The sequence below is a fragment of the Janthinobacterium sp. GW821-FHT03A03 genome (assembly GCF_059421435.1).
In genome coordinates, this window is the sequence record NZ_JBWKUZ010000001.1 from 45,352 (window position 1) to 64,742 (window position 19,391).

17 protein-coding genes are annotated in these 19,391 nt (G+C 65.5%); 6 read left to right on the forward strand and 11 right to left on the reverse strand.

The features are described 5' to 3' along the window. Nucleotides 1–7: 7 nt before the first annotated feature. Entirely contained in the window at nt 8–1,528 is a 1,521-nt protein-coding gene (locus AC07VI_RS00270) for a hybrid sensor histidine kinase/response regulator (protein WP_492995267.1), read from the forward strand. Between the two features lie 3 nt (nt 1,529–1,531). On the opposite strand, the gene AC07VI_RS00275 is transcribed toward AC07VI_RS00270, so the two are convergent. Then, complete coding sequence (locus tag AC07VI_RS00275; RefSeq protein WP_086144164.1) at nt 1,532–3,418, reverse strand: MFS transporter; 1,887 nt, start codon at nt 3,416–3,418, stop codon at nt 1,532–1,534. 245 nt (nt 3,419–3,663) lie between these two features. Here AC07VI_RS00275 and AC07VI_RS00280 point away from each other — a divergent pair, with 245 nt between their 5' ends. Further along, nucleotides 3,664–6,831: a DUF2339 domain-containing protein gene (locus AC07VI_RS00280; protein ID WP_492995270.1), complete on the forward strand. Its 3,168-nt coding sequence runs from the start codon at nt 3,664–3,666 to the stop codon at nt 6,829–6,831. Continuing rightward, on the forward strand, nt 6,828–8,282 hold the full coding sequence (locus AC07VI_RS00285; protein WP_492995272.1) for a DUF3999 family protein: 1,455 nt from the start codon (nt 6,828–6,830) through the stop codon (nt 8,280–8,282). Before AC07VI_RS00280 ends, AC07VI_RS00285 begins: the two co-directional genes overlap by 4 nt. Nucleotides 8,283–8,306: 24 nt before the next feature. On the opposite strand, the gene AC07VI_RS00290 is transcribed toward AC07VI_RS00285, so the two are convergent. Then, a complete protein-coding gene (locus AC07VI_RS00290; protein ID WP_226935346.1) occupies nt 8,307–9,050 on the reverse strand; it encodes a helix-turn-helix domain-containing protein in 744 nt (247 codons plus the stop codon). Nucleotides 9,051–9,210: 160 nt separating this feature from the next. Between AC07VI_RS00290 and AC07VI_RS00295 the strand changes: the two genes are divergently transcribed. The 3 genes from AC07VI_RS00295 to AC07VI_RS00305 are packed head-to-tail and all read left to right on the forward strand — an operon-like array spanning nt 9,211 to nt 10,859. Beyond that, the gene (locus tag AC07VI_RS00295) at nt 9,211–9,633 is read left to right on the forward strand and encodes a hypothetical protein (protein WP_086144161.1); all 423 of its coding nucleotides are present in this window, start codon (nt 9,211–9,213) and stop codon (nt 9,631–9,633) included. 24 nt (nt 9,634–9,657) lie between these two features. After that, nucleotides 9,658–10,068 carry a hypothetical protein gene (locus tag AC07VI_RS00300; RefSeq protein ID WP_492995274.1) on the forward strand — a complete coding sequence of 137 codons (411 nt, stop codon included), beginning with the start codon at nt 9,658–9,660 and terminating at the stop codon, nt 10,066–10,068. Nucleotides 10,069–10,073: 5 nt separating this feature from the next. Then, nucleotides 10,074–10,859 (forward strand): DUF2145 domain-containing protein, encoded by a 786-nt coding sequence (locus tag AC07VI_RS00305; protein ID WP_492995276.1) that lies wholly within the window; start codon nt 10,074–10,076, stop codon nt 10,857–10,859. Here AC07VI_RS00305 and AC07VI_RS00310 read toward each other — a convergent pair. The 9 genes from AC07VI_RS00310 to AC07VI_RS00350 form a co-directional block, all read right to left on the reverse strand. Next, on the reverse strand, nt 10,856–11,479 hold the full coding sequence (locus tag AC07VI_RS00310) for a 4'-phosphopantetheinyl transferase family protein (RefSeq protein ID WP_492995278.1): 624 nt from the start codon (nt 11,477–11,479) through the stop codon (nt 10,856–10,858). The genes AC07VI_RS00305 and AC07VI_RS00310 overlap by 4 nt on opposite strands. A gap of 132 nt (nt 11,480–11,611) precedes the next feature. After that, nucleotides 11,612–12,208 carry a hypothetical protein gene (locus AC07VI_RS00315; protein WP_086144158.1) on the reverse strand — a complete coding sequence of 199 codons (597 nt, stop codon included), beginning with the start codon at nt 12,206–12,208 and terminating at the stop codon, nt 11,612–11,614. A gap of 126 nt (nt 12,209–12,334) precedes the next feature. Continuing rightward, complete coding sequence (locus AC07VI_RS00320; RefSeq protein ID WP_086144157.1) at nt 12,335–12,784, reverse strand: excinuclease ATPase subunit; 450 nt, start codon at nt 12,782–12,784, stop codon at nt 12,335–12,337. 73 nt (nt 12,785–12,857) lie between these two features. Then, on the reverse strand, nt 12,858–14,090 hold the full coding sequence (locus AC07VI_RS00325; protein ID WP_086144156.1) for a beta-ketoacyl-ACP synthase: 1,233 nt from the start codon (nt 14,088–14,090) through the stop codon (nt 12,858–12,860). Next, nucleotides 14,087–14,812 (reverse strand): 3-oxoacyl-ACP reductase FabG, encoded by a 726-nt coding sequence (gene fabG / locus AC07VI_RS00330; protein ID WP_492995281.1) that lies wholly within the window; start codon nt 14,810–14,812, stop codon nt 14,087–14,089. Before fabG ends, AC07VI_RS00325 begins: the two co-directional genes overlap by 4 nt. Then, nucleotides 14,805–15,278, reverse strand: coding sequence for a hotdog family protein (locus tag AC07VI_RS00335; RefSeq protein WP_086144237.1), 474 nt, complete (start codon nt 15,276–15,278; stop codon nt 14,805–14,807). Before AC07VI_RS00335 ends, fabG begins: the two co-directional genes overlap by 8 nt. After that, nucleotides 15,275–16,465 carry a beta-ketoacyl-ACP synthase gene (locus AC07VI_RS00340; protein ID WP_492995284.1) on the reverse strand — a complete coding sequence of 397 codons (1,191 nt, stop codon included), beginning with the start codon at nt 16,463–16,465 and terminating at the stop codon, nt 15,275–15,277. The genes AC07VI_RS00335 and AC07VI_RS00340 overlap by 4 nt, the downstream gene beginning before the upstream one ends. Then, nucleotides 16,466–17,023: a DUF3261 domain-containing protein gene (locus AC07VI_RS00345; protein WP_492995286.1), complete on the reverse strand. Its 558-nt coding sequence runs from the start codon at nt 17,021–17,023 to the stop codon at nt 16,466–16,468. After that, on the reverse strand, nt 17,023–19,389 hold the full coding sequence (locus tag AC07VI_RS00350; RefSeq protein WP_492996362.1) for an MMPL family transporter: 2,367 nt from the start codon (nt 19,387–19,389) through the stop codon (nt 17,023–17,025). The genes AC07VI_RS00345 and AC07VI_RS00350 overlap by 1 nt, the downstream gene beginning before the upstream one ends. Nucleotides 19,390–19,391 lie beyond the last annotated feature (2 nt).

Here is a 19,391-nt window from a genome sequence, read left to right on the forward strand (position 1 = left end):
ACCGGCCATGGAACAGCGCATCCTGATCTACGCGCCGGGCGGCCAGGACGCCGCCCTGGCCAGCCAGGTGCTGGCCAGCGGCGCCATTGCCAGCCACGCCTGCCGCTCCGCCTGCGACCTGGCCGAACAGCTGGCGCTGGGCGCCGGCGGCGTGCTGACGGTAGACGAGGCGCTGCATGCGGGCGCCTACCAGGTGCTCGACGAGTACGGCCGCCAGCAGCCGGACTGGTCCGACCTGCCCATCATCCTGCTCACGCATGCGGGACTCGATTCCCTGCCCCTGCGGCAAGCCATCGCCACCCTGGGCAACCTGACGCTGCTGGAACGCCCCGTGCACATGTTGACCCTGATCACCTCGGCGCACGCCATGCTGCGCGCGCGCGCGCGCCAGTACCAGGTGCGCGAAACGCAGCGGCGCAAGGATGAATTCCTCGCCAGCCTGGGCCATGAATTGCGCAATCCACTGGCGCCCATCAAGACATCGATCGCCCTGCTCAGCCATCTGTATCCGGAATCGGAACAGGTGAACAAGGTGAAAGGCGTGATCGAACGCCAGGTCACGCACCTGACGCGGCTGGTCGATGATTTGCTCGACGTGGCCCGCATCACCAGCGGCAAGGTAGTGCTCCAATGCAAGGACATTGCGCTACAACAAGTTCTCAGCCACGTGATCGAGCTGTGCCAGCCGGCCGCCAGCAACCGCAACATCAGCATCGCGCTGGACTTGCCGCCGCACACGGTGATGCTGCACGCCGATTATGCGCGCCTGGTACAGATCTTTGCCAACATCGTCTCGAACGCCGTCAAATTCACGCCGAACGGCGGACACATCCATATTACGGCCCAGCTGGCCGACGGCCAGCTGCAGGTGGCCGTGGAAGACAATGGCATCGGCATCGACCCGGACGCCATCCCGCGCATCTTTTCCATGTTCGAACAGGGCCGCACGGTGGCCGGCCAGATGGCCAGCGGCCTGGGCATCGGCCTGAGCCTGGCGCGCCAGTTCGCTGAGATGCATGGCGGCAAGATCGAAGCGCACAGCGCCGGGCCCGGGCTAGGCAGCCGCTTCGTCGTCAGCCTGGCCGCCAGCATGGCCGCATCGGCCGCCACGCCGGCCGGCGACGCACCGGCCCGGCCGGGCCAGGCCGTGCAGGTGCTGGTGGTCGATGACAACCGCGACGCGGCCGATTCGCTGCAGGCGCTGTTCCTGCTGGAAGGCCATGCCGTGCGGGTTGCCTACGACGGCGCGCAGGCGCTGGCGGCCGTCGATGCCCTGTGGCCGCAGCTGATCGTGATGGACCTGGGCATGCCGGACATGGATGGCTATGAAACGGCGCGCCAGATCCGCCTGAAAGCGCGGGGGCGCGACGTGCTGATGATCGCATTGACGGGCTGGGGCGATGCGGGCCAGCGCACGGCGCAAGCCGGCTTCGACCATCACCTGACGAAACCCGTGGACTTCGCCGCCCTCGCCGCCCGGCTGCAGCAGCACCTGGCGCAGCGGGCGGCGTCTACGCCGACGCGATGAGGCCTACTTCCATTTCCCGCGCAATTCCTGCACCTTTTGCTGCAGCAACTCCGGCGTTGCCGCCTCGGGCGCCACGGGCATGCCCACGGCCAGCGACAAACGCGAGCGCAAGCCCGCCTTGAAGGCGCGCTCGAACAAATGACCATTGCGGTGGCTCAACAAATGCCCCCACAGGCCGCGCAGCGCCAGCGGAATCACGGGCACCTTGCTGCGCGCGACTATTTTTGCGATACCACCCTTGAATTCGCTGATCTGGCCCGTGCGCGTCAGCTTGCCTTCAGGGAAGATACACACCAGCTCGCCTTCGTGCAGCGCTTGCGCAATATCAATGAAGGCCTTTTCCATCAGGAAAGGATCTTCCTTGGCCGGCGCGATCGGGATCGCCTTGGCCGTGCGGAAAATCCAGCCCATCAGCGGCATCTTGAAGATACGGTGGTCCATGACGAAGCGGATGGGACGGGGGCTGGCCGCCATGATGACGATGGCGTCGACATAGCTGACATGGTTGCATACCAGCACGGCCGCGCCTTCCGTGGGAATGCGCTCGCCATCGACCACTTTGACGCGGTGCACGGTCTGGATGAGTATCCACGCGAGGAAGCGCATGAGAAATTCCGGCACCAGCGAGAAGATGTAGGCGGCCACCAGCGCATTCAAAATCGCCGTGACGAGGAACAGCTGGGGTATGGTGAAGCCCTTGCCCAGCAGCACGATGGCCACGCCGGCGGCCGCCACCATGAACAGGGCATTCAAAATATTCATGCCGGCAATCGTGCGCGAAATGTGCTTCGGGTCGCAGCGCGTCTGGATCAGCGCGAACAGGGGCACGATGAAGAAACCGCCGAACACGCCGATCATGACGATGTCGAGCAAGATGCGCGGCACGCCCGCCTGGCCCACGAAGGCCAGCGCGTCGACGATGTGCGTATTCGCATAGGCATTGCTGGCGAAATACAGGTCGATGCCGAACAGCGACAGGCCGATGGAGCCGAACGGCACCAGGCCGATCTCGATCTTGTGGCCGGACAGCCGTTCGCACAGCAGGGAACCCGTGCCGATGCCGACGGAAAACACGGTCAGCAGCAGCACGAACACGCTGTGGTCGCCGTGCAGGAAATCCTTCGAATACACGGGGAACTGGGCCAGGATCAGGGCGCCGTAGAACCAGAACCAGGAATTGCCCAGCATGGCCAGGAAGACGGGACGGTTCTTGCGCGAGAAATTCAGGTTGCGGAACGATTCGGCAACAAAGTTCAAACTCACTTTCAAGTCCGGCTCGGGCGCGGGCGTGCGCGGCACGCGGTAGCTGGCGATCAGGCCGAAGACGGCCACGGCAATTGTCGCGCCAGCCACCAGTTCCACGCCCAGCGGCTTATGCACGATCAGGACGGCGCCGAGGATTTCACCCAATAAAATGCCGACAAAGGTGCCCATCTCGATCAGGCCATTGCCACCGACCAATTCCTCGGGTTTGAGCTGTTGCGGCAGATACGCATATTTCACGGGGCCGAACAGGGTCGAATGCACGCCCATGCCGACCACGGCGGCCACCAGCAGCCACAGCGTGTGCGTCATCCAGCCGGCGGCGGCCACGGCCATGATGGCCAGCTCCATCCATTTGACGAAGCGCGCCAGGCCCGCCTTTTCAAACTTGTCAGCCAGCTGGCCCGCCGTGGCCGAAAACACGACATAGGGCAGGATGAACAGGCCGGGAATCAGGTTGGTGATGGTCGACGGATCGAGCGTGGTCCAGCTCAGCGCATCGTAGGCGAGGATCACCATCAGGGCCGTCTTGAACAGATTGTCGTTGAAGGCGCCAAAGAACTGGGTCCAGAAAAACGGCCCGAAACGGCGCTGCGACAATAAGGAAAACTGGCTGCTTTGACTCATGGCATGGGGGACTGGCAATTAAGGAATTGCTAAAATACAGCACTATCCTGCGCACGACAATCTTAATGTCTCCTCCTTGCTTAGCATCAATACGGAAAACGGCGTGCCGCACCATGCTGGCTCCATCTTGCGCACGCCGTCCCTGGCACTTGCATAGACAGCAATAAATCGCCAGTTTCTTGATAATAAGGTAATGTGCGCATACATCGGGCGCTTTCGCCCGGCTCTTCCATGAAAGCTGCCCCATGTTTGGATTGTTAACGCTGGTCATACTAGGTTTGCTGATCGCCGCCTTCGTGCAGGTGCTGCAGCAGCGCAGGAAAGTGGCCGATCTGGAGTTGCTGACAGCGCGCTTGCGCAAGGAAGTTGACGGCATCGGGCAGCGCCTGCAAGCGCTGGAAGGCCAGGCCGACGCGAACGTCCCGCCGCTTGCCCCCGTCGCAGTCGATAGCGTGGCGCCAGTGACGACGCGGCCGCCCGCACCTGTGCCCCAAGCGGCCGAGATCAAGGTGGCCGAAGTGGCGAAGGTCGTGCCGGCAGCCGCCCCTGTGCCGCCGAAGCCGGCGCAGCCAACCCTGCCCCATCCCGCCAGGCCCGCCCCTAATACCCCCACCTGGATCGCGCGTCCGGACGGCCTGCTTGCCAAGGCGAAAAACTGGTTATTTACCGGCAACCTGGTCGCCAAGCTGGGCTTGCTGATCCTCTTCCTCGGCGTCAGCTTCCTGCTCAAATATGTGTCGGCGCAGGTCACGCTGCCCATCGAACTGCGCCTGGCCGGCATCGCGCTGGCCGACATCGCCCTGCTGGCCTGGGCCTGGCGCATCCGCCTCAGCCGCCCCGGCATCAGCCTGCCGCTGCAGGGCACGGCGCTGGCGATATTGATGCTGGTCACGTTCGGCGCCTTCCGCCTGTATGCACTGATACCGGCCGGCCTGGCGTTTGCCGTGCTGTTCGTGCTGACGGCGTTCACGTGCTTGCTGGCCGTGCTGCAAAACGCCGTCTGGCTGGCCGTCTTCGGCATCGTCGGCGGCTTTGCCGTGCCCCTGCTCGTGTCGACGGGCAGCGGCAACCATATCGGCCTGTTCAGCTATTACGCGCTGCTCAATGCGGGCGTCTTCGCCATCGCCCTGCAACGCGCCTGGCGCGTGCTGAATGTGCTGAGCTTTGGCTTCACTTTCGTCGTCGCCACCACCTGGGGCCTGCTGCGCTACACGCCAGAGCACTACCTGTCGACGCAGCTGTTTTTGATCCTGTTCGTGCTGTTCTATATCGGCATCGCGATTGCCTATTGCGCGCGCCAGGCGCCGCGCCTCAAGCACTACGTCGATGGCACCCTCGTCTTCGGCACGCCGCTGGCGGCCATGGGCCTGCAATACAGCCTGGTCTGGAATTTTAAATTTGGCCTGGCGTTTTCCGCGCTGGCCGCCGGTTTGACCTACACGGGGCTGGCCGTGGCCCTGTGGCGCCGCGAGGGCTTCCGCCTGCTGGCCGAAGCCTTCCTGGCCTTGGGCATCGTCTTTGGCACCCTGGCCATCCCGTTCGCCCTCGATGGCCGCTGGACGTCGGCCGCCTGGGCGCTGGAAGGCGCGGGCATCGTCTGGGTCGGCTTGCGCCAGCGCCAGACCCTGGCCTGGGCCTTCGGCCTGCTGGTGCAGGGGGCCGCGTGGATTGCCTTCCTCGGCGCCTTACAGGACCTCAATACGGCAGCGGCCCTGCAGGCCAACATCTGGCTCGGCTGCGCGCTGCTGGCCGCGGCCGCGCTGGTGATGGCCTACAATTTCCGCCGCCATGGCAGCCACTTGCATCCGGAGTTCATGCGCAGCCTGTCCGTGCTGTTCCTGACGGCCGCCACGGTCTGGCTGCTGGGCGGCATCTGGAGCGAGATCCTGCTGCGCACGGACGCCGCCACGCAACTGAACCTGCTGACGATCAGCGCGCTGGCAGTGGCGGCCCTGCTGGCGGCGCTGGCACGGCGCGAGCAATGGCATGCGCCGCGCGCCCTGCTGCTGGCCGTGCAGGTACTGGCCGGCATGGTCATGCTCAGCCGCGCCAGCTGGGCCTGGGACCGGCATCCGGCCAGCCTGTTCGAAGGCTCCTTCCTCAGCGCCCTGCTGCTGGGCGCCGCCGCCTTTGCCAGCGCCCGCTTCCTTGCGCTGCGCGCGCGCGGCGGCGACGCGCTGCTGGCGCTGGCAGCGCGCCCCCTGCTGGTCTGGAGCGGCTTGCTGTGGTTTGCCGCCATCCTCGTGCCCTTCACCAGCTGGCTGCTGCGCCTGATCGACGGCGACCTGAGCATGCACCCGCACGCGGGCGAACACTGGCTGGCGCTATACCTGATTGCCGTGTCCGTCACGACGCCCGTGTTCGCCATCCTGGCGCGGCGCCTCGATTGGCCACAACTGCGCTGGTTGACCGTGGCCGCCTGGCTCGGCCTGGGCCTGTGGAGCGCCAAGCTGCTGCTGGCGCTGTACCTGCGCGACTACCTGCCGACGGGCTTGAGCTGGCTGGCCCTGGCCTGCGCGCTGGCGGCCGGCGAATACCTGCTGCGGGCCTGGCCGCAAGCGGGCTGGTCACTCGACGTGCGCGCGCAGCGTCTGCTGCACACGCTGCGCACGGCCGCGCCATGGCTGATGCTGTGGCCCGTCGGCGCCATGCACGTCGGCGCCTGGCTGGCACACCATGAAGATAGCGTCAGCCCCGCCTGGGCCCGCTACTTGCCGGCCTGGGCCATGATGCTGGTACTGGCCTGGCTGATCCGCCGCTGCCGCGCTGGCGCCTGGCCGGTGGCGCCGATTGCCGCGTGGTACCGGCGCATCCTGATACCGCTGGGCGCGCTGTGGTCGCTGCTGCTGATCGCCGCATGGAACGTCTTTGACGACGGCGGCATGGCACCGCTGCCCTACTTGCCGCTGCTCAATCCGCTGGACCTGAGCACGGGCTTTGCCGTGCTGCTGGCCATTGCCAGCTACCGTTTATTCCCGGCCGGCCAGATCCCGCTGCCGTCCCTGTGGCAGGCACGCTTGCCCGTCGTGGCCGCGTGCGTGCTGTATGGCTGGTTCAACCTGATGCTGCTGCGCACGGTCTCGCACTACCTCGGCGTGCCCTACACCTTTGACGCCATGCTGGCCTCGCAGTTCGTGCAAGCGATGCTGTCCCTGGTGTGGAGCGTCACGGCCCTGCTGCTGATGCGCCATGCGGCCCGCCAACAGCGGCGCCAGCAATGGAGCATGGGCGCCGTGCTGCTGGGACTGGTTGTCTTGAAACTGTTCCTGATCGACCTGTCGAACGTGGGCGGCATCGAACGCATCATCTCTTTCGTGGGTGTCGGCTTGCTGATGGTCTTGATCGGCTACCTGGCGCCTTTCCCCAAGGCTGCCGCGCCAGCGCCGGCCGAACCGCACCCGGGAGCCGCATGAAAACCATATTGATCTGTTGCAGCCTGCTGCTGGCAGGCGCCGCGCTGGCCGCGCCTGGCCAGGACCGGTCACAGGACTATGCCTGGAGCATGCCCGTGCAGGTGCCGGCGGGCGCGGGCATCGTCCAGCTAGTGTTACCCCGGGAAGTCTACCTGCACGCCAGCTCGGCCAGCCTGGCCGACCTGCGCTTGTTCGACGCTGACGGCAAGCGCCTGGCCTATGCCATCGGTGCGCCGCCCGCGCAGTCGGCCACGCAGCGGACCAGCATTCCAGCCCGTATCTTCCCCGTGACGGGCACGCCGGCAACTGGCGATGGCTTGCAAGCCATCGACATCCGCACGGCCGACGATGGCCGGCTGCTGTCGGTCAGCACGCGCGCCGGCACGGCAGCGGCCACGGCCGCGCTGCAGGCGCTGATCCTCGACCTGGGCAAGCAAGCGCAAGACAAGCGCATCGCCGCCTTGCGCTTCACGCCGCCGGCCCGCACGGACAATTACAGCGCGCAAGTGCTGCTGGAAGTGAGTGATGACCTGAAGCAATGGGACGCCATCGGCACCACCACCCTGAATTGGCTCAGCAACAGCGACACGCAAACCCTGGCCAACGACAGCATCGCCTTTGCGCCGCGCGCCTTCCGCTATGCGCGCCTGAGCTGGCAAGCGGGCGAACCGCTGGCCTTTGCGGCGATTACGGCGCAAGCCGTCAGCGAAACGGACATCGCTGCACCGCGCGCCTCCATCGTGCTGCAAGGCTTGCCCGGCAAGCAGGCGAATGAATGGCGCTACGCCACTCCCCTCGCCATTCCCGCCGACAGCATCGCCCTGCAATTGACGCACAACAATGTGGTGCTGCCCGTGACTCTGGGCGTGTATCGCCAGAACAGCTATGTTCCCCGGCACAGGCTGCACCTGCGCCAGCAGGCGCGTCCCGCGCAAGGCGCGTATTTCGAACCCCTGCTGAGCACGACGTTTTACCGCATCGGCCTCGATGGCAAGGAGCGCATTTCGGGCGACCTGGCCATGCCCGTGACGCAAACAGGCGAATGGGTGCTGCTGACGGCCACGGATCTCTCGCTCTCCGCCAGCGATGCGCCCGCCATGCGCCTGGGCTGGACACCGGCCACCGTGGTCTTCCTGGCCAGCGGCAAGCCGCCCTATCAGTTGGCGTTCGGCAACAGCAACGCCGCCGCCGTGGCGCAACCGCTGTCGCAAGTGGCGCCCGGCTTCAGGGCGGACGAATTGCTGGCGCTCAAGACTGCCAGCGCCGGCGCGCTCACACCCAACGGGGGCGAGGCGGCGCCAGCAGGCGTCACCAAGGACGGGGCAACGTGGCGCCTGGCCGCGCTGTGGGGCGCACTGCTGCTGGGCGTGGCCGTGCTGGGCTTTTTTGCCTGGCGCTTGCTGTCGCAGATGAAACAGGAGCAAGGCAGTACCGACAAACAGGAACATTAGCCGCTTGCCCGCGATATGCCTGTCTCACTGCCGCAGCAAGGCCTTGAACGTCTGCGGCATCCAGGGACGTGCCGCCAGCATGAAGCTGATGGCAAGGCGTTCATCGCCGGGCAGGCGCGCATCTTCCTGGTGCTGCTGCGAAAACTCCACTGCCACCTGCTTCAGGCGTTCCAGCAGGGCCGCCGTGGATTTTTTCGACAGCATCACGTTCACCAAACGCAGCAGTTCCGTCTCACCATCGAACTGCGAATTCAGGTAGTCGCCATACGCCTCCTTTTTGAAGTAGGTATGAATCGGGCCGTTCGGTATCCACGCAAACGTGCGCGCCACCAGCAGTTTGACCCGGTTATTCGGCAGCAGTTCCAGAAAACCGATCTTGTCGAGGCGCAACAGATACTTGACGGCTTGCGCCTCGCTGATGTCATAGATGGCGACGATCTGCTCCAGCGGCAGCAAATTCAGGGCGGATACGGCCACGACGAACAAGCGGGTATCTTCGATGATTTCCTTTTCCTGCGCGTACGTCAGGCCCGTGATCAGCGTGGGCGCCGCGTGTGCTGCCTGCACGGCCAGCGCCAGTTGCTGGAAGTCGCTGCCCACGGCCACCAGGATCTGGTCCAGGCGCTGCAGGGTAAATTGCTTCTGCGAAAACATCCGCTTGACGCTGGCTTCGGACACGCCGATGCGCTGGGCCAATTCGGCATACGTAACGGCGCGCGCCTTCAACAGGCGTTTCAGGGCCTCGATCAGGGCGTGGGTTTGCGGCATGCACTTCCTTTATAAAAATAGCATCGGTTCCAGCGGCAAAAAAGTAGCGAAATACGCTACCCGCAGTACGCTTGCCCGCTACGAGTAGCGTTTTCATTGACCAATTGCCCACAGTCTACAATGATGGCGTTGCCACTTGGCACACTTGAAGGAGAAACACATGAAACGCCTGCTGCCCCTCTGCCTGTCCCTGTCGCTGTTGACGCTCTCCGTGGCCGCCCCCGGCCTGGCCCACGCCGCCGCCTCGGAGAACCTGTCGAAAGGCTCGCAAAACCTCAGCCAGGGTTCCGCCATCGTCGTCGCCGGCTCCATGTCGATGCTGGTCGCCTCCGGCCAGGTGGTCGTCGCCAGCGTGGAAACAGCGGGCGAGGGCATCGTCATCGTGCTCAAGGGCGCCTCCGAAGCGGGCGGCGCGTCCATCCAGATGAGCACCCAAGCGGCCAAGGGCCTGTCGCTGGCGGCCGGCACCGTGGTCAACGTGGTGGCGCTCTCCACCGGCCATATGCTGGTTCTTTCCGGCAAGGCCATCGCCTTCATCCCGAACGAATTGGGCAAGGCCCTGCTGCACCACTCAAAAGTATAAGCACCAATGAAAAACGGAAAACCCATGAAACAGTTACTCGCCACCGCCCTGCTGTGCGCCGCCACCCTGACAGGCCAGGCCGCCAATTCGGACACCACCAACGCCTCCGACAATGCCAGCATGGCCTCGGCCATCGTGCTCGTCGGCTCCATGTCGGCGCTGGCCGCCGCCGGTGAAATCGTCATCGACAAAGTCGACGACGTGGCCGACGGCAGCGTCCTCGTGCTGAAAAGCGCGGCCAGGGGCGCGTCCTCGGCCGCCATGGCTTCCGTCAAGCTGAGCCAGAAGGCCATGCAAGGCCTGTCGCTGGCGGCCGGCACGGTGGTCAATGTAGTGGCCGTCTCGACGGGCCACATGCTGATGCTGTCGGGCAAGGCCATCGCCTATGTGCCGAATGCGGCCGGCAACGCCATCCTCCACCATTCGAAAGCGTGAACCCCATGAAACGCCTGACCGTCATCGTCATCAGCCTGGTCCTGGCCGGCGCCGCCCACGCGGGGCGCTCGTGCGAGGAAAAGCCAACGGACGCGACCACCCTCGTCAAATCGATGGACCTGGCGCAAAAGACCCTGCAGGCGCTCGACGCCTCGGGCGCGCAGGTGGCGCTGGTGGCGCGCGCCGGGCAGGACCTGTCGAAGTACAATTTGCGCTATTCGCACATGGCGCTGGCCTGGCGCGACCACCCGAAGGGCCGCTGGCTGGTGGTGCATGAACTCAATGAATGCGGCACGGCGCAATCGTCGCTGTACAACGAAGGCTTGGGCAATTTCTTCATGGATGATGTCTTCATGTATGAAACGCTGATCCTGATTCCCGGCCAGGATACGCAGCAGCAACTGGCGCGCCTGCTGACGTCGAACACGCCCAAGCGCCTGCATGAGGCCAACTACAATATGCTGGCCTACCCGTTTTCCACCAAGTACCAGAACTCCAACCAGTGGGTGCTGGAAACCCTGGCCGCCGCCAGCAACGAGCCAGGCAAGATCGAAACGCGCGCCGAAGCGCAAGCCTGGCTGCGCAGCGCCAGCTACGCGCCGCAAACGCTGAGCATACCGGCCGCCACGCGCCTGGGCGCGCGCATGTTCCGCGCCAATATCGCTTTCGACGACCACCCGTTCGAGCGCCGCATGACGCGCCAGATCGACGTCGTCACCGTCGACTCCATCGTGCGCTTCATGCGGCAGCGCGAACCGAAGGCGCAGGAAATCGTGGTGCGCGGCAACTAATCCGGCGCCAGACCGGACAGGATCAGGAGCGGCGGCTGCGCCAGCGGCGCCGCGCTGCACAACACGATGGACAGTTCAGCATGCGCCAGCGCCACGCAGCTGGCCGCCTCCACGCCCAGCTTGTAGCGCGCCTCCGCCTCGCTCCAGCGCCGGTAAAACGCCGCCCGGCGCTCTTGCGGCGGCAGCTGTTCCAGCGCCGCCGCCACGGCCGCGCCGAACGCCTGGCGCGCCAGCGCCAGCACGTCGCGCCGCGGGTCCTGCAGTTCGATATCGAGTCCCAGCTGCGTCGCGCCACTGAGCGCGCAGGCCACCCAGTGGCCGCTGTGCGAGATGCTGAAATGGACAGCTACGGCGGGGGCCAGCAGCCGCGGCGCCTGGCCTGGCCGCTCTTCCAGCGCGATGGCGGCCGGCGCCACCTGGAGCATGTCCCCCATGGCTGCGCGCAGCAAAGCACGCCCCAGCAGGAACTGGCGCCGGCGCTGCGGCCGCAGAAAGCCCGCGTATCGGGTCGCTTCAGCTGCACCCAGCCAGGCTTCATAGAGACCGATCTGCGCGAGATCAATGCGGCGGGAATCGAGCAGCCAGATGCTGGCGCCGGTACTGGGCAAGGCTGATGGCATGACAAGGTCTGGATAGGCAAAGGCGCAGTCTGCCACAAATTGCCAGCATGCATGCGGCAAAAAAATGGCAGCGCGGTTGCCCGTCGCTGCCACTATCAGCAGGCCTGCCAGCGCTTGCGCGCCGCGCCCGTCTTAGTTCGTCATTGCTGCTTCGACCGCTTTATTATCGGCGCCAGTCGGGCCGCCTTCGGCACGTACATAATTGGCCTTGATGTAAGCACTGGTCAGGTTGGCGATGCGGGTCAGCATCAGGTTATCGTGCACGCCAAACGTGAATCCGGCCGCCATCGCATCCGCACGCTGGAAGAACTCCGGCGTCGCAACCAGGGCGCCCTTGTTGTCGCGGATCATGACGCGCATGCGCACGCCCGAGCTGCCGGCCAGTGGGCCCAGCAGTACACGCTTGGCGCCGCTCTTGAACTGGATTTCTTCGACGATCGGCTCGATGATCAGCACGCGGCCATTGGCCGGGGCGGCATTCCAGCTGGTCAGCGATTCGGCCAGGTCCTTGCGGATATTCTCGTCGATCTTCGCCATGCCGGCCTGGTTGCCCTTGTAGCCTTCGGCAAAGACCGTCGGCTTGACTTCAATGCGGCCAAACGACGAGAAAGCCTCGCTCGGCGGCGGATTGGTCGTCGACGATGCCTTGATGCGCGTAGCGCAGCCTTGCAACATGGTCAAGGCCAGCACTGCGCCAGCCAGAATGACCGTTTTCGATACTTTTTGCATATTCTCTTTCTACTTTTTATTGAAATGGCTCCCTGACGCAATCGTTGCGTCTGATTGCGCCGCTTACCGATGTGGAGGACTACCCTGGTGCTTCCTGCTGCTTCTTGCTTACCGCTACTGCGCTGCTTACTTCGCTGCTTTCAACTTCACGAACTCCCCCTTCAAGGCCACGCCCGTCATCATGGTGCCTTCGTGGCACTCGAAGTCCGTGGCGCTGGAATTTTCCACGTTCTTGTAATTGCTGACGATATTGACGACGGCATCGGCGCCCACCGACTGGGCGCGCTTTTGCAGCGCCAGCATGGCCGACAGGAAGGCCCAGTTGCACGAGGTTTCCGCCGACTTGCCGACGCCATTGGTTTTCTGGCTCGTCTTGTCGCTGCTGATGCGCGTAGCAATCGGCGGCGTTGCCTGGTCGCCAAAATAGAATTTGACGGTATCGCCCAGGCGCGCCTGGGCATCGTTGGCGGTCATCGCATTGGCGATCGACATCATGTGTTTGGTATCGCCTGCCTGTGCCGGCAGGGCAACCGTCAGCACTGCGCTCATTGCCGCCAGGATAATCATTTTTTTCATGCTGTTTTCCTCGATTAGATAGAGATAGTACGAAAGGGGCCACACTTGCCGTTTGCGCCGGCACAAACGGGCGTCACGGCCGGTAGCGTTTAAAAATCAGCGACGTGTTGATGCCGCCAAAGGCAAAATTGTTTGACATCACATACTCGGATTCGATGGCCCGGCCTTCGCCGGCGATGTAGTCGAGCGGCGCGCATTGCGGGTCCACCTGCTGCAGGTTGATGGTCGGCGCAAACCAGCCTTCGCGCATCATCTCGATGCTGATCCACGCCTCCAGCGCGCCGCAGGCGCCCAGGGTGTGGCCCATGTAACTTTTCAGCGAACTGATAGGCGTACGGTCGCCAAACACTTCGAACGTGGCCTGCGATTCGGCAATATCGCCCTGCTGCGTGCCGGTGCCGTGCGCGTTGATGTAACCGATGTCGGATGGCTGCAGGCCGGCGTCGGCCAGCGCCAGCAGCATCGCCTGGCGCATGGTCGCGGCGTTGGGCTGGGTCACGTGGCAGCCATCGCTGTTCGTGCCGAAGCCCACCAGTTCCGCATGGATGGTGGCGCCGCGCGCCTGCGCGTGCTCGAATTCTTCCAGGATCAGGCAGCCGGCGCCCTCGCCGATGACCAGGCCATCGCGGCTGGCGTCGAAAGGGCGCGGCGTCGTGTGGCCGTCGTCATTGCGCGTGCTGGTGGCGAACAGGGTGTCGAAGACGGCCGCCTCGGTGGCGCACAGCTCCTCGGCGCCGCCGGCGATCATCGCCAGCTGCTTGCCGCCGGCGATCGCCTCGTAGGCGTAGCCGATGCCCTGGCTGCCCGAGGTACAGGCGCTCGACGTGGTAATGACTCTTCCCGTGACGCCAAAGAACACGCCGATGTTGACGGGCGCCGTGTGCGCCATCATCTTGATGTAGGTGGTGGCGTTGATGCCCTTGGTGGTGCGCTCTTCCATCATGCGGCCAAAGTCGCCGATGGCGCTCGGCGTGCCCGCCGACGAGCCGAAGGAAATGCCCATCTGCCCGCTCGTCACCATCGGGTGCCCGGCCAGGCCCGCGTGTTCCAGCGCCAGTTCACTGGCGCGCGTCGCCATCAGCGCGATGCGGCCCATGCTGCGCACGGCCTTGCGGTTGTACCGTTCCGTCAGCGCGAACGGCGCGGCCGGAGCCCCCAGCTGCGTATTCAAGCCTTCGTAATCGGCCCATTCCCCCATGCGCACGACGGCGTTGCGGTATGCTCCCAGGCGCTGGCGGATGGACGGCCAGTCGTTGCCTATCGGGCTGATGCCGGCCATGCCGGTCACTGCGACCCGGCGGCTCATGCCATGCCTCCATTGACGGAAATGACCTGGCGCGTGATGTAGCCCGCTTCCTCGCCGACAAGGAAACTGACGGCGGCGGCCACTTCTTCCGGCGTGCCGACGCGGCGCGCAGGAATCATCTTCAGCGCTTCGTCGAGCGGCACGTCGCTGATCATGTCCGTTTCAATCAGGCCAGGCGCCACGCAGTTGACCGTGATGGCGCGCTTGGCCAGTTCCAGCGCCAGCGCCTTGGTGGCGCCGATGATGCCGGCCTTGGCGGCGCTGTAATTGACTTGTCCCCGGTTGCCGATCAGCCCCGAGACAGACGCCATGGTGACGATGCGCCCCGGCTTGCGCCGCTGAACCATCGGCATGACCAGCGGATTGAGCACATTGTAGAAACCATCAAGATTGGTTTGCAGGACAATGTCCCAATCCTCGCCTGACATGGCGGGAAATGCATTGTCGCGCGCCACGCCGGCATTGCACACGACCCCGTAATAGCAGCCATGGTCGGCGATGTCCGCTTCCAGCGCGGCAGCTGCCGCGGCACGATCGCCGATATCGAACTGCAGCACGCGCGCCGCGCGTCCCAGCGCCGCCACCTGCTGCGCCACCGCTTCCGCTTCCGCGCGCGCGCTGCGGCAATGCAGCACCACGTCAAAGCCATCGCGGGCCATGCGCAAGGCGATCGCCTTGCCGATGCCGCGCGACGATCCCGTCACCAACACACTTTTACTCATGCTGCGCTCCATTCATACTCTCCTGCAGAAATTGCTTTGCATCCTCGGGCTGAAACACCGTGATCGTCGCCTGCGCCAGCACGACGCCCGCCCTCTCGATACGGCACTCGAAAGCGCCCAGTCCGTTCTCGCCTTGCAAGGCTTGCTGTACCTGCACCTGCAGCACGCTGCCAGCGGCAAACAGGGGCACCTGCGCTTCGTAGCGCCGCGCCCCCAGCAAGAAACCGATCTTCACGGGCGCGCCAGCCAGGCGGGCACGATAGCCCGCATGCGCGGCGATCGCCTGCGCCATGTATTCCATACCGACCCAGCTGCCGACACCGGCCGCCGACGCGTCATAAAACACACTGCCGGCATGGATGCGCACCTCGGCGCACAGGTTTTCAGCATCGGCCGAGAGCACCCGGTCAAGCAGCACCATGGCGCCGGAATGCGGGACAAGGTCGCGGATATCCGGAAAATTCATGCTCCCCTCCCGAACAGCAAGGCGGCATTTGAGCCGCCAAAGGCAAACGAATTGCTCAGCGCCCAGGCCAGCGGTCGCCCCAGACGCGCGCCGGGCAAGGCCAGGCGCAGCGGCGGCAGGGATTCATCAGGCACGCCGTCCCACAGGTGCGGCGGCAAGAAGCCCTCGGCGTTATCGTCCTGCATCGCCAGCCAGCACAGCGCCGCCTCGATGGCCGCCGCAGCGCCCAGCGCGTGGCCAGTCAGCGGCTTGGTGGAACTGGCCGTCACCGTGCCGCCGAACAGGTCGGACACCACGTGCGCTTCCATCGCATCGTTCTGCAGCGTGGCCGTGCCGTGCAAATTCACGTAGTCGACCTGCGCCGCCGTGATGCCAGCGCGCGCCAGGGCCTGGCCGATGGCCAGCCGCGCGCCGCCGCCTTCGGGATCGGGGGCCGACATGTGATGGCCGTCGGACGACTCGCCCCAACCACGCAGGGCCACGGCGGCACGTTCCGCCGTCATCAGGAACAGGGCCGCACCCTCGCCGATATTGATGCCGTCGCGCCCCGCACCCAGAGGATTGCAGCGTTGCGCGCTGACGGAGGCCAGTGCGGAGAATCCCGCCACGGTAAAGCCGCACAGGGTATCGACGCCGCCCGTCAGTACGGCGTCGCACAAGCCCATGCGCAGCAGGCGCGCCGCGCTGGCCATCGCCTTGGCGCTTGACGAACAGGCGCTCGAATGCACGAGGGCCGGGCCATCGATGCCCAGCTCTTCGGCCAGCATCAGCGCCGGCGATGCCATCTCCTGCTGACCATAGTGAAAGGCGTCCGGCAAACCGCCGTCCGTTACATGCCGGGCAATGGCATCTTCCGTCTCGGCGATGCCCGAAGTACTCGTACCGATCACCACGGCTACCCGGTCCGCGCCATAGCGCGCGATGGCATGTTCCACGGCAGGGCGGATTTGCGCCAGCGCCGCCAGCGCCATCCGGTTGTTGCGGCTGCGCGCCGCGATGGCGTGGTGCTCCACGCTGGGCAGGGCCACGTCGACCAGGCCCAGCGGCAGCACGCACCCTGGCGTGTACAACCCGGTGGGCACCACGCCGCTGTGCGCGGCGAACAGGCGTGCGCGCACTTCCGCGCGGCTGGCTCCCAGCGCGCAGACGATGCCGCAGTCATTCAAATACGCAGTCAAGCCAGCCATTCAGCTTCCTTCCGGGGCGTTCTGTATCGTCAGGCGATAGCGGTAGCGCAGGTTGTCGAGCACCACCGTGCCGCTCCAGCGCGGCATCGCGCTGTAATCGATCACCGTCACCGCTTCGTCATGCAGGAACAGGGTGCGGCGCAAGCCGCTGTCCTCGATGCGCCAGCCAGACGGCAAAGCCTGCTCGATGGCCGCGCGCGGCCACAGGGTCAGTTGCATGTCTTCCAGTACGTCTTCGGCGCGCACCTGTGCCGGCAGCATCAGGTGGCGCCAGGAACTCACTTCGTTGCCGTCGTAATGCAGCGACAGCACGCGCTGGCCGAAGGCCAGCCCCACCAGGTCGAGGTGCGACGGCTCCACTTCCAGCGCCGCATCGAGTTCGTCGATGCGCCCTGCCCGCTCCACGATCAAATGTTGCTGCACGCTGACGCTGGCGCCCAGCGCCTGCGGCGCCAGCTTCAGGCCCAGCCGCGCCGGCGCGGCGGGCGGCGCGCCGGCGCAGCCCGCCAGTACCGCCAGCATCAGCGTCGCTATCGATGATGTATATCGCAAAGCCATCAGGCCACTCCTGCGGCATCGGCCGCCTTTGTACTACGGTGATGGGAATCGGCTTCGGCAAAGCACGGCGACAACAGCCACACCAGCGCCGTGCCGATCAGCATGGTCAGGCCAAACGCCTGCAATGCCGCCGTCTTGCTCAAGGCCAGCAAGCCGAAAGACAGAATCGTATTCGCCGCCGACAGGCCCACGGCCAGCCATGGCGTGTCGTTGCGGCGACCAGGGTGCTCCTGCATGAAGATGCCGTAATCGACGCCGACGCCCAGCAGCAGCATCAGCGCCAGCACGTGGAACAGCTGCAGCGGCATGCCCAGGTAGCCCAGCAAGGCCAGGGCCGCCACGCTGGCCAGCGCCGTGGGCGCCAGGACGCGCCAGGTGCGGCGCCGGTAGCGGGGCAGCAGCAAGCCAAATACAACCAGGTAAGCGCCCAGCACCACCGCACCCATGTAGACGCGGTAGCGGCCCAGCACCGAGGAAATTTCACTCACCTTGTCGACCCACTGCACGCCGGGCAGACCGTCGGCCGCCTGCGCCAGCAGCGGGATGGCCGCGTACTGCATGCCTCGCAGGGCAACGATGGAGGCATAGCCGCCTTCTACCTTACCCAGCCATAGATGGCGCCATGGCTCGCTGGCCGGCACCTTCAGGAAGGCGTCGATCGACAGCGGCGCACCCGCCTGCGCCAGCTGCGCGCGCACTGCGCCGGCCCATTCCGGGCCCTCGTCAACGGCCTGCGCCAGCAAGTCGAGCGCGGCGCCCGGCTGCAGGATGGCGGTGTCGAGCAGCGTGCGCCGCGCCGCCTGCGTCTGCAGCGACGGCACCCAGTTCGACATGGCCTGGTAGCCGCTGATGTGCTTTTGCGCGATCAGCGGCAGCAGCCGCTGTTTCAACGCTTCCTCGCGCTGCAGCACGGCTTCCGCGCTGTCGCCACGCACCAGGTAGAACTGCACCGGCGTAGGCCCATCGAGCAATTTGCTCAATTTGATCTGGTCGCGTATCAGGTGCGCGGGCGGCGTTTGCAGCAAGCGGATATCGTCGTTGACACCCAGGCGGCTGATGCCGAAGAGCGCAAACAGGGCAAACAGCACGCCACCCGCCAGGGTGGCGCGGTTGGCCCGCAACAGCGGCCAGTGCGCGCGCGCCGCTCCATACTGTTTGACCAGCGCGCCGCTCTTCAAGGCGCCGCCTTTGACCAGTGCGGGGAACCAGAACACCACCGTCAGCCAGGCAAACACCAGGCCCAGGGCGGAAAAAACGGCCATATGGCGCAAACCGGGGAATGGCGTCAGGGCCAGGCCCATGTAGCCGATGACGGCGGCCAGCAGGGTCAGGCACAGGCCCGGCAGCAAACGGCGCAGCAAGGTGCGCGAATCGAGCGCCGGATCGGCCCCCAGGCGGTTGCACAAGAAATAAATGCCGTAGTCCTGCGCCACGCCGATCAGGCTGGCGCCAAACACCAATGTCATCAGGTGTATTTTGCCAAACAGCAGCCAGCACACGGACAGGGCACCCAGGCAGCCGATGCCGATCGACAGCAGGATCAGCGAGATAGGCTTGAACGAGCGGAAGGTGAACCACGTCAGCAGGATGATGCCGGCCAGGGACCCCAGGCCGATGGTCGACATTTCGCCCGCCGCCTGGCTGCTGGCCGCCGCCGCATGCAGGATCACGCCCGCGCTGATGATTTCCACGCCGGGCACGGCTTGCCGCGCCGCCGCTTCGGCTTGCGCCAGCGCAGGCAACACGCCTTCCTGCGCGCCCAGCGAAAAGGCGGGCAGGTTGAGGGTCATCGGCAGCAGCACATACTGGCGCTCGCCGTCGGCGACGAACAAATGGCCGTCGCGCGGACGCACGGGCGTTTCCTGTGCGCGCTCCTGCACCCAGCCGCCGAACAGGCCGAAGGGATCGTCCTGCCAGGCGCCCAGTTTCGGCCCGCCGAAAGGACTGTAGAGCTGACTCAACGCCGAATCGCGCCAGAACGCGGGCGCTTCCCAGCGCAGCTGCGTCTCCTGCGGCGCCGTCAGCAAGGTCAAGCGGTGCTGCTGGAACAGCGCCAGCCAGTCGTTCTGCGTCTGCTCATCGAGCGGCGTGGACTGGAACTGGCCCGCATGGCGCGCCAGCACGGCGCTGTAGGCATCTGCCGCGCGCCTGGCGTCGGCCCAGTCGGGCGCGCCGACCAGCACCACCAGGCGCTGCTGCGCCGCGTCGACCATGTGCGTAAACGAGGCCTGCAGCACCGGGTCGCGCTCCTGCACCGGCAGCAGGGCCAGGATGTCTGTTTCAGGCGCGATGCGCTTGCCCAGCCACAGGTAGGCGTTATGCGCGAGCAGCAGGGCCACCACCAGCGCCCAGGCGATGGCAAGCATGC

Excerpts from the sequence above, each read along its gene's own strand:
- AC07VI_RS00280 (WP_492995270.1), top strand. The coding sequence starts at position 3,664 with ATGTTTGGATTGTTAACGCTGGTCATACTAGGTTTGCTGATCGCCGCC.
- AC07VI_RS00275 (WP_086144164.1), bottom strand. The coding sequence starts at position 3,418 with ATGAGTCAAAGCAGCCAGTTTTCCTTATTGTCGCAGCGCCGTTTCGGG.
- AC07VI_RS00315 (WP_086144158.1), bottom strand. The coding sequence starts at position 12,208 with ATGCAAAAAGTATCGAAAACGGTCATTCTGGCTGGCGCAGTGCTGGCC.
- AC07VI_RS00285 (WP_492995272.1), top strand. The coding sequence starts at position 6,828 with ATGAAAACCATATTGATCTGTTGCAGCCTGCTGCTGGCAGGCGCCGCG.
- AC07VI_RS00305 (WP_492995276.1), top strand. The coding sequence starts at position 10,074 with ATGAAACGCCTGACCGTCATCGTCATCAGCCTGGTCCTGGCCGGCGCC.
- AC07VI_RS00350 (WP_492996362.1), bottom strand. The coding sequence starts at position 19,389 with ATGCTTGCCATCGCCTGGGCGCTGGTGGTGGCCCTGCTGCTCGCGCAT.
- AC07VI_RS00320 (WP_086144157.1), bottom strand. The coding sequence starts at position 12,784 with ATGAAAAAAATGATTATCCTGGCGGCAATGAGCGCAGTGCTGACGGTT.
- AC07VI_RS00340 (WP_492995284.1), bottom strand. The coding sequence starts at position 16,465 with ATGGCTGGCTTGACTGCGTATTTGAATGACTGCGGCATCGTCTGCGCG.
- AC07VI_RS00310 (WP_492995278.1), bottom strand. The coding sequence starts at position 11,479 with ATGCCATCAGCCTTGCCCAGTACCGGCGCCAGCATCTGGCTGCTCGAT.
- fabG (WP_492995281.1), bottom strand. The coding sequence starts at position 14,812 with ATGAGTAAAAGTGTGTTGGTGACGGGATCGTCGCGCGGCATCGGCAAG.
- AC07VI_RS00325 (WP_086144156.1), bottom strand. The coding sequence starts at position 14,090 with ATGAGCCGCCGGGTCGCAGTGACCGGCATGGCCGGCATCAGCCCGATA.
- AC07VI_RS00345 (WP_492995286.1), bottom strand. The coding sequence starts at position 17,023 with ATGGCTTTGCGATATACATCATCGATAGCGACGCTGATGCTGGCGGTA.
- AC07VI_RS00300 (WP_492995274.1), top strand. The coding sequence starts at position 9,658 with ATGAAACAGTTACTCGCCACCGCCCTGCTGTGCGCCGCCACCCTGACA.
- AC07VI_RS00270 (WP_492995267.1), top strand. The coding sequence starts at position 8 with ATGGAACAGCGCATCCTGATCTACGCGCCGGGCGGCCAGGACGCCGCC.
- AC07VI_RS00295 (WP_086144161.1), top strand. The coding sequence starts at position 9,211 with ATGAAACGCCTGCTGCCCCTCTGCCTGTCCCTGTCGCTGTTGACGCTC.
- AC07VI_RS00290 (WP_226935346.1), bottom strand. The coding sequence starts at position 9,050 with ATGCCGCAAACCCACGCCCTGATCGAGGCCCTGAAACGCCTGTTGAAG.
- AC07VI_RS00335 (WP_086144237.1), bottom strand. The coding sequence starts at position 15,278 with ATGAATTTTCCGGATATCCGCGACCTTGTCCCGCATTCCGGCGCCATG.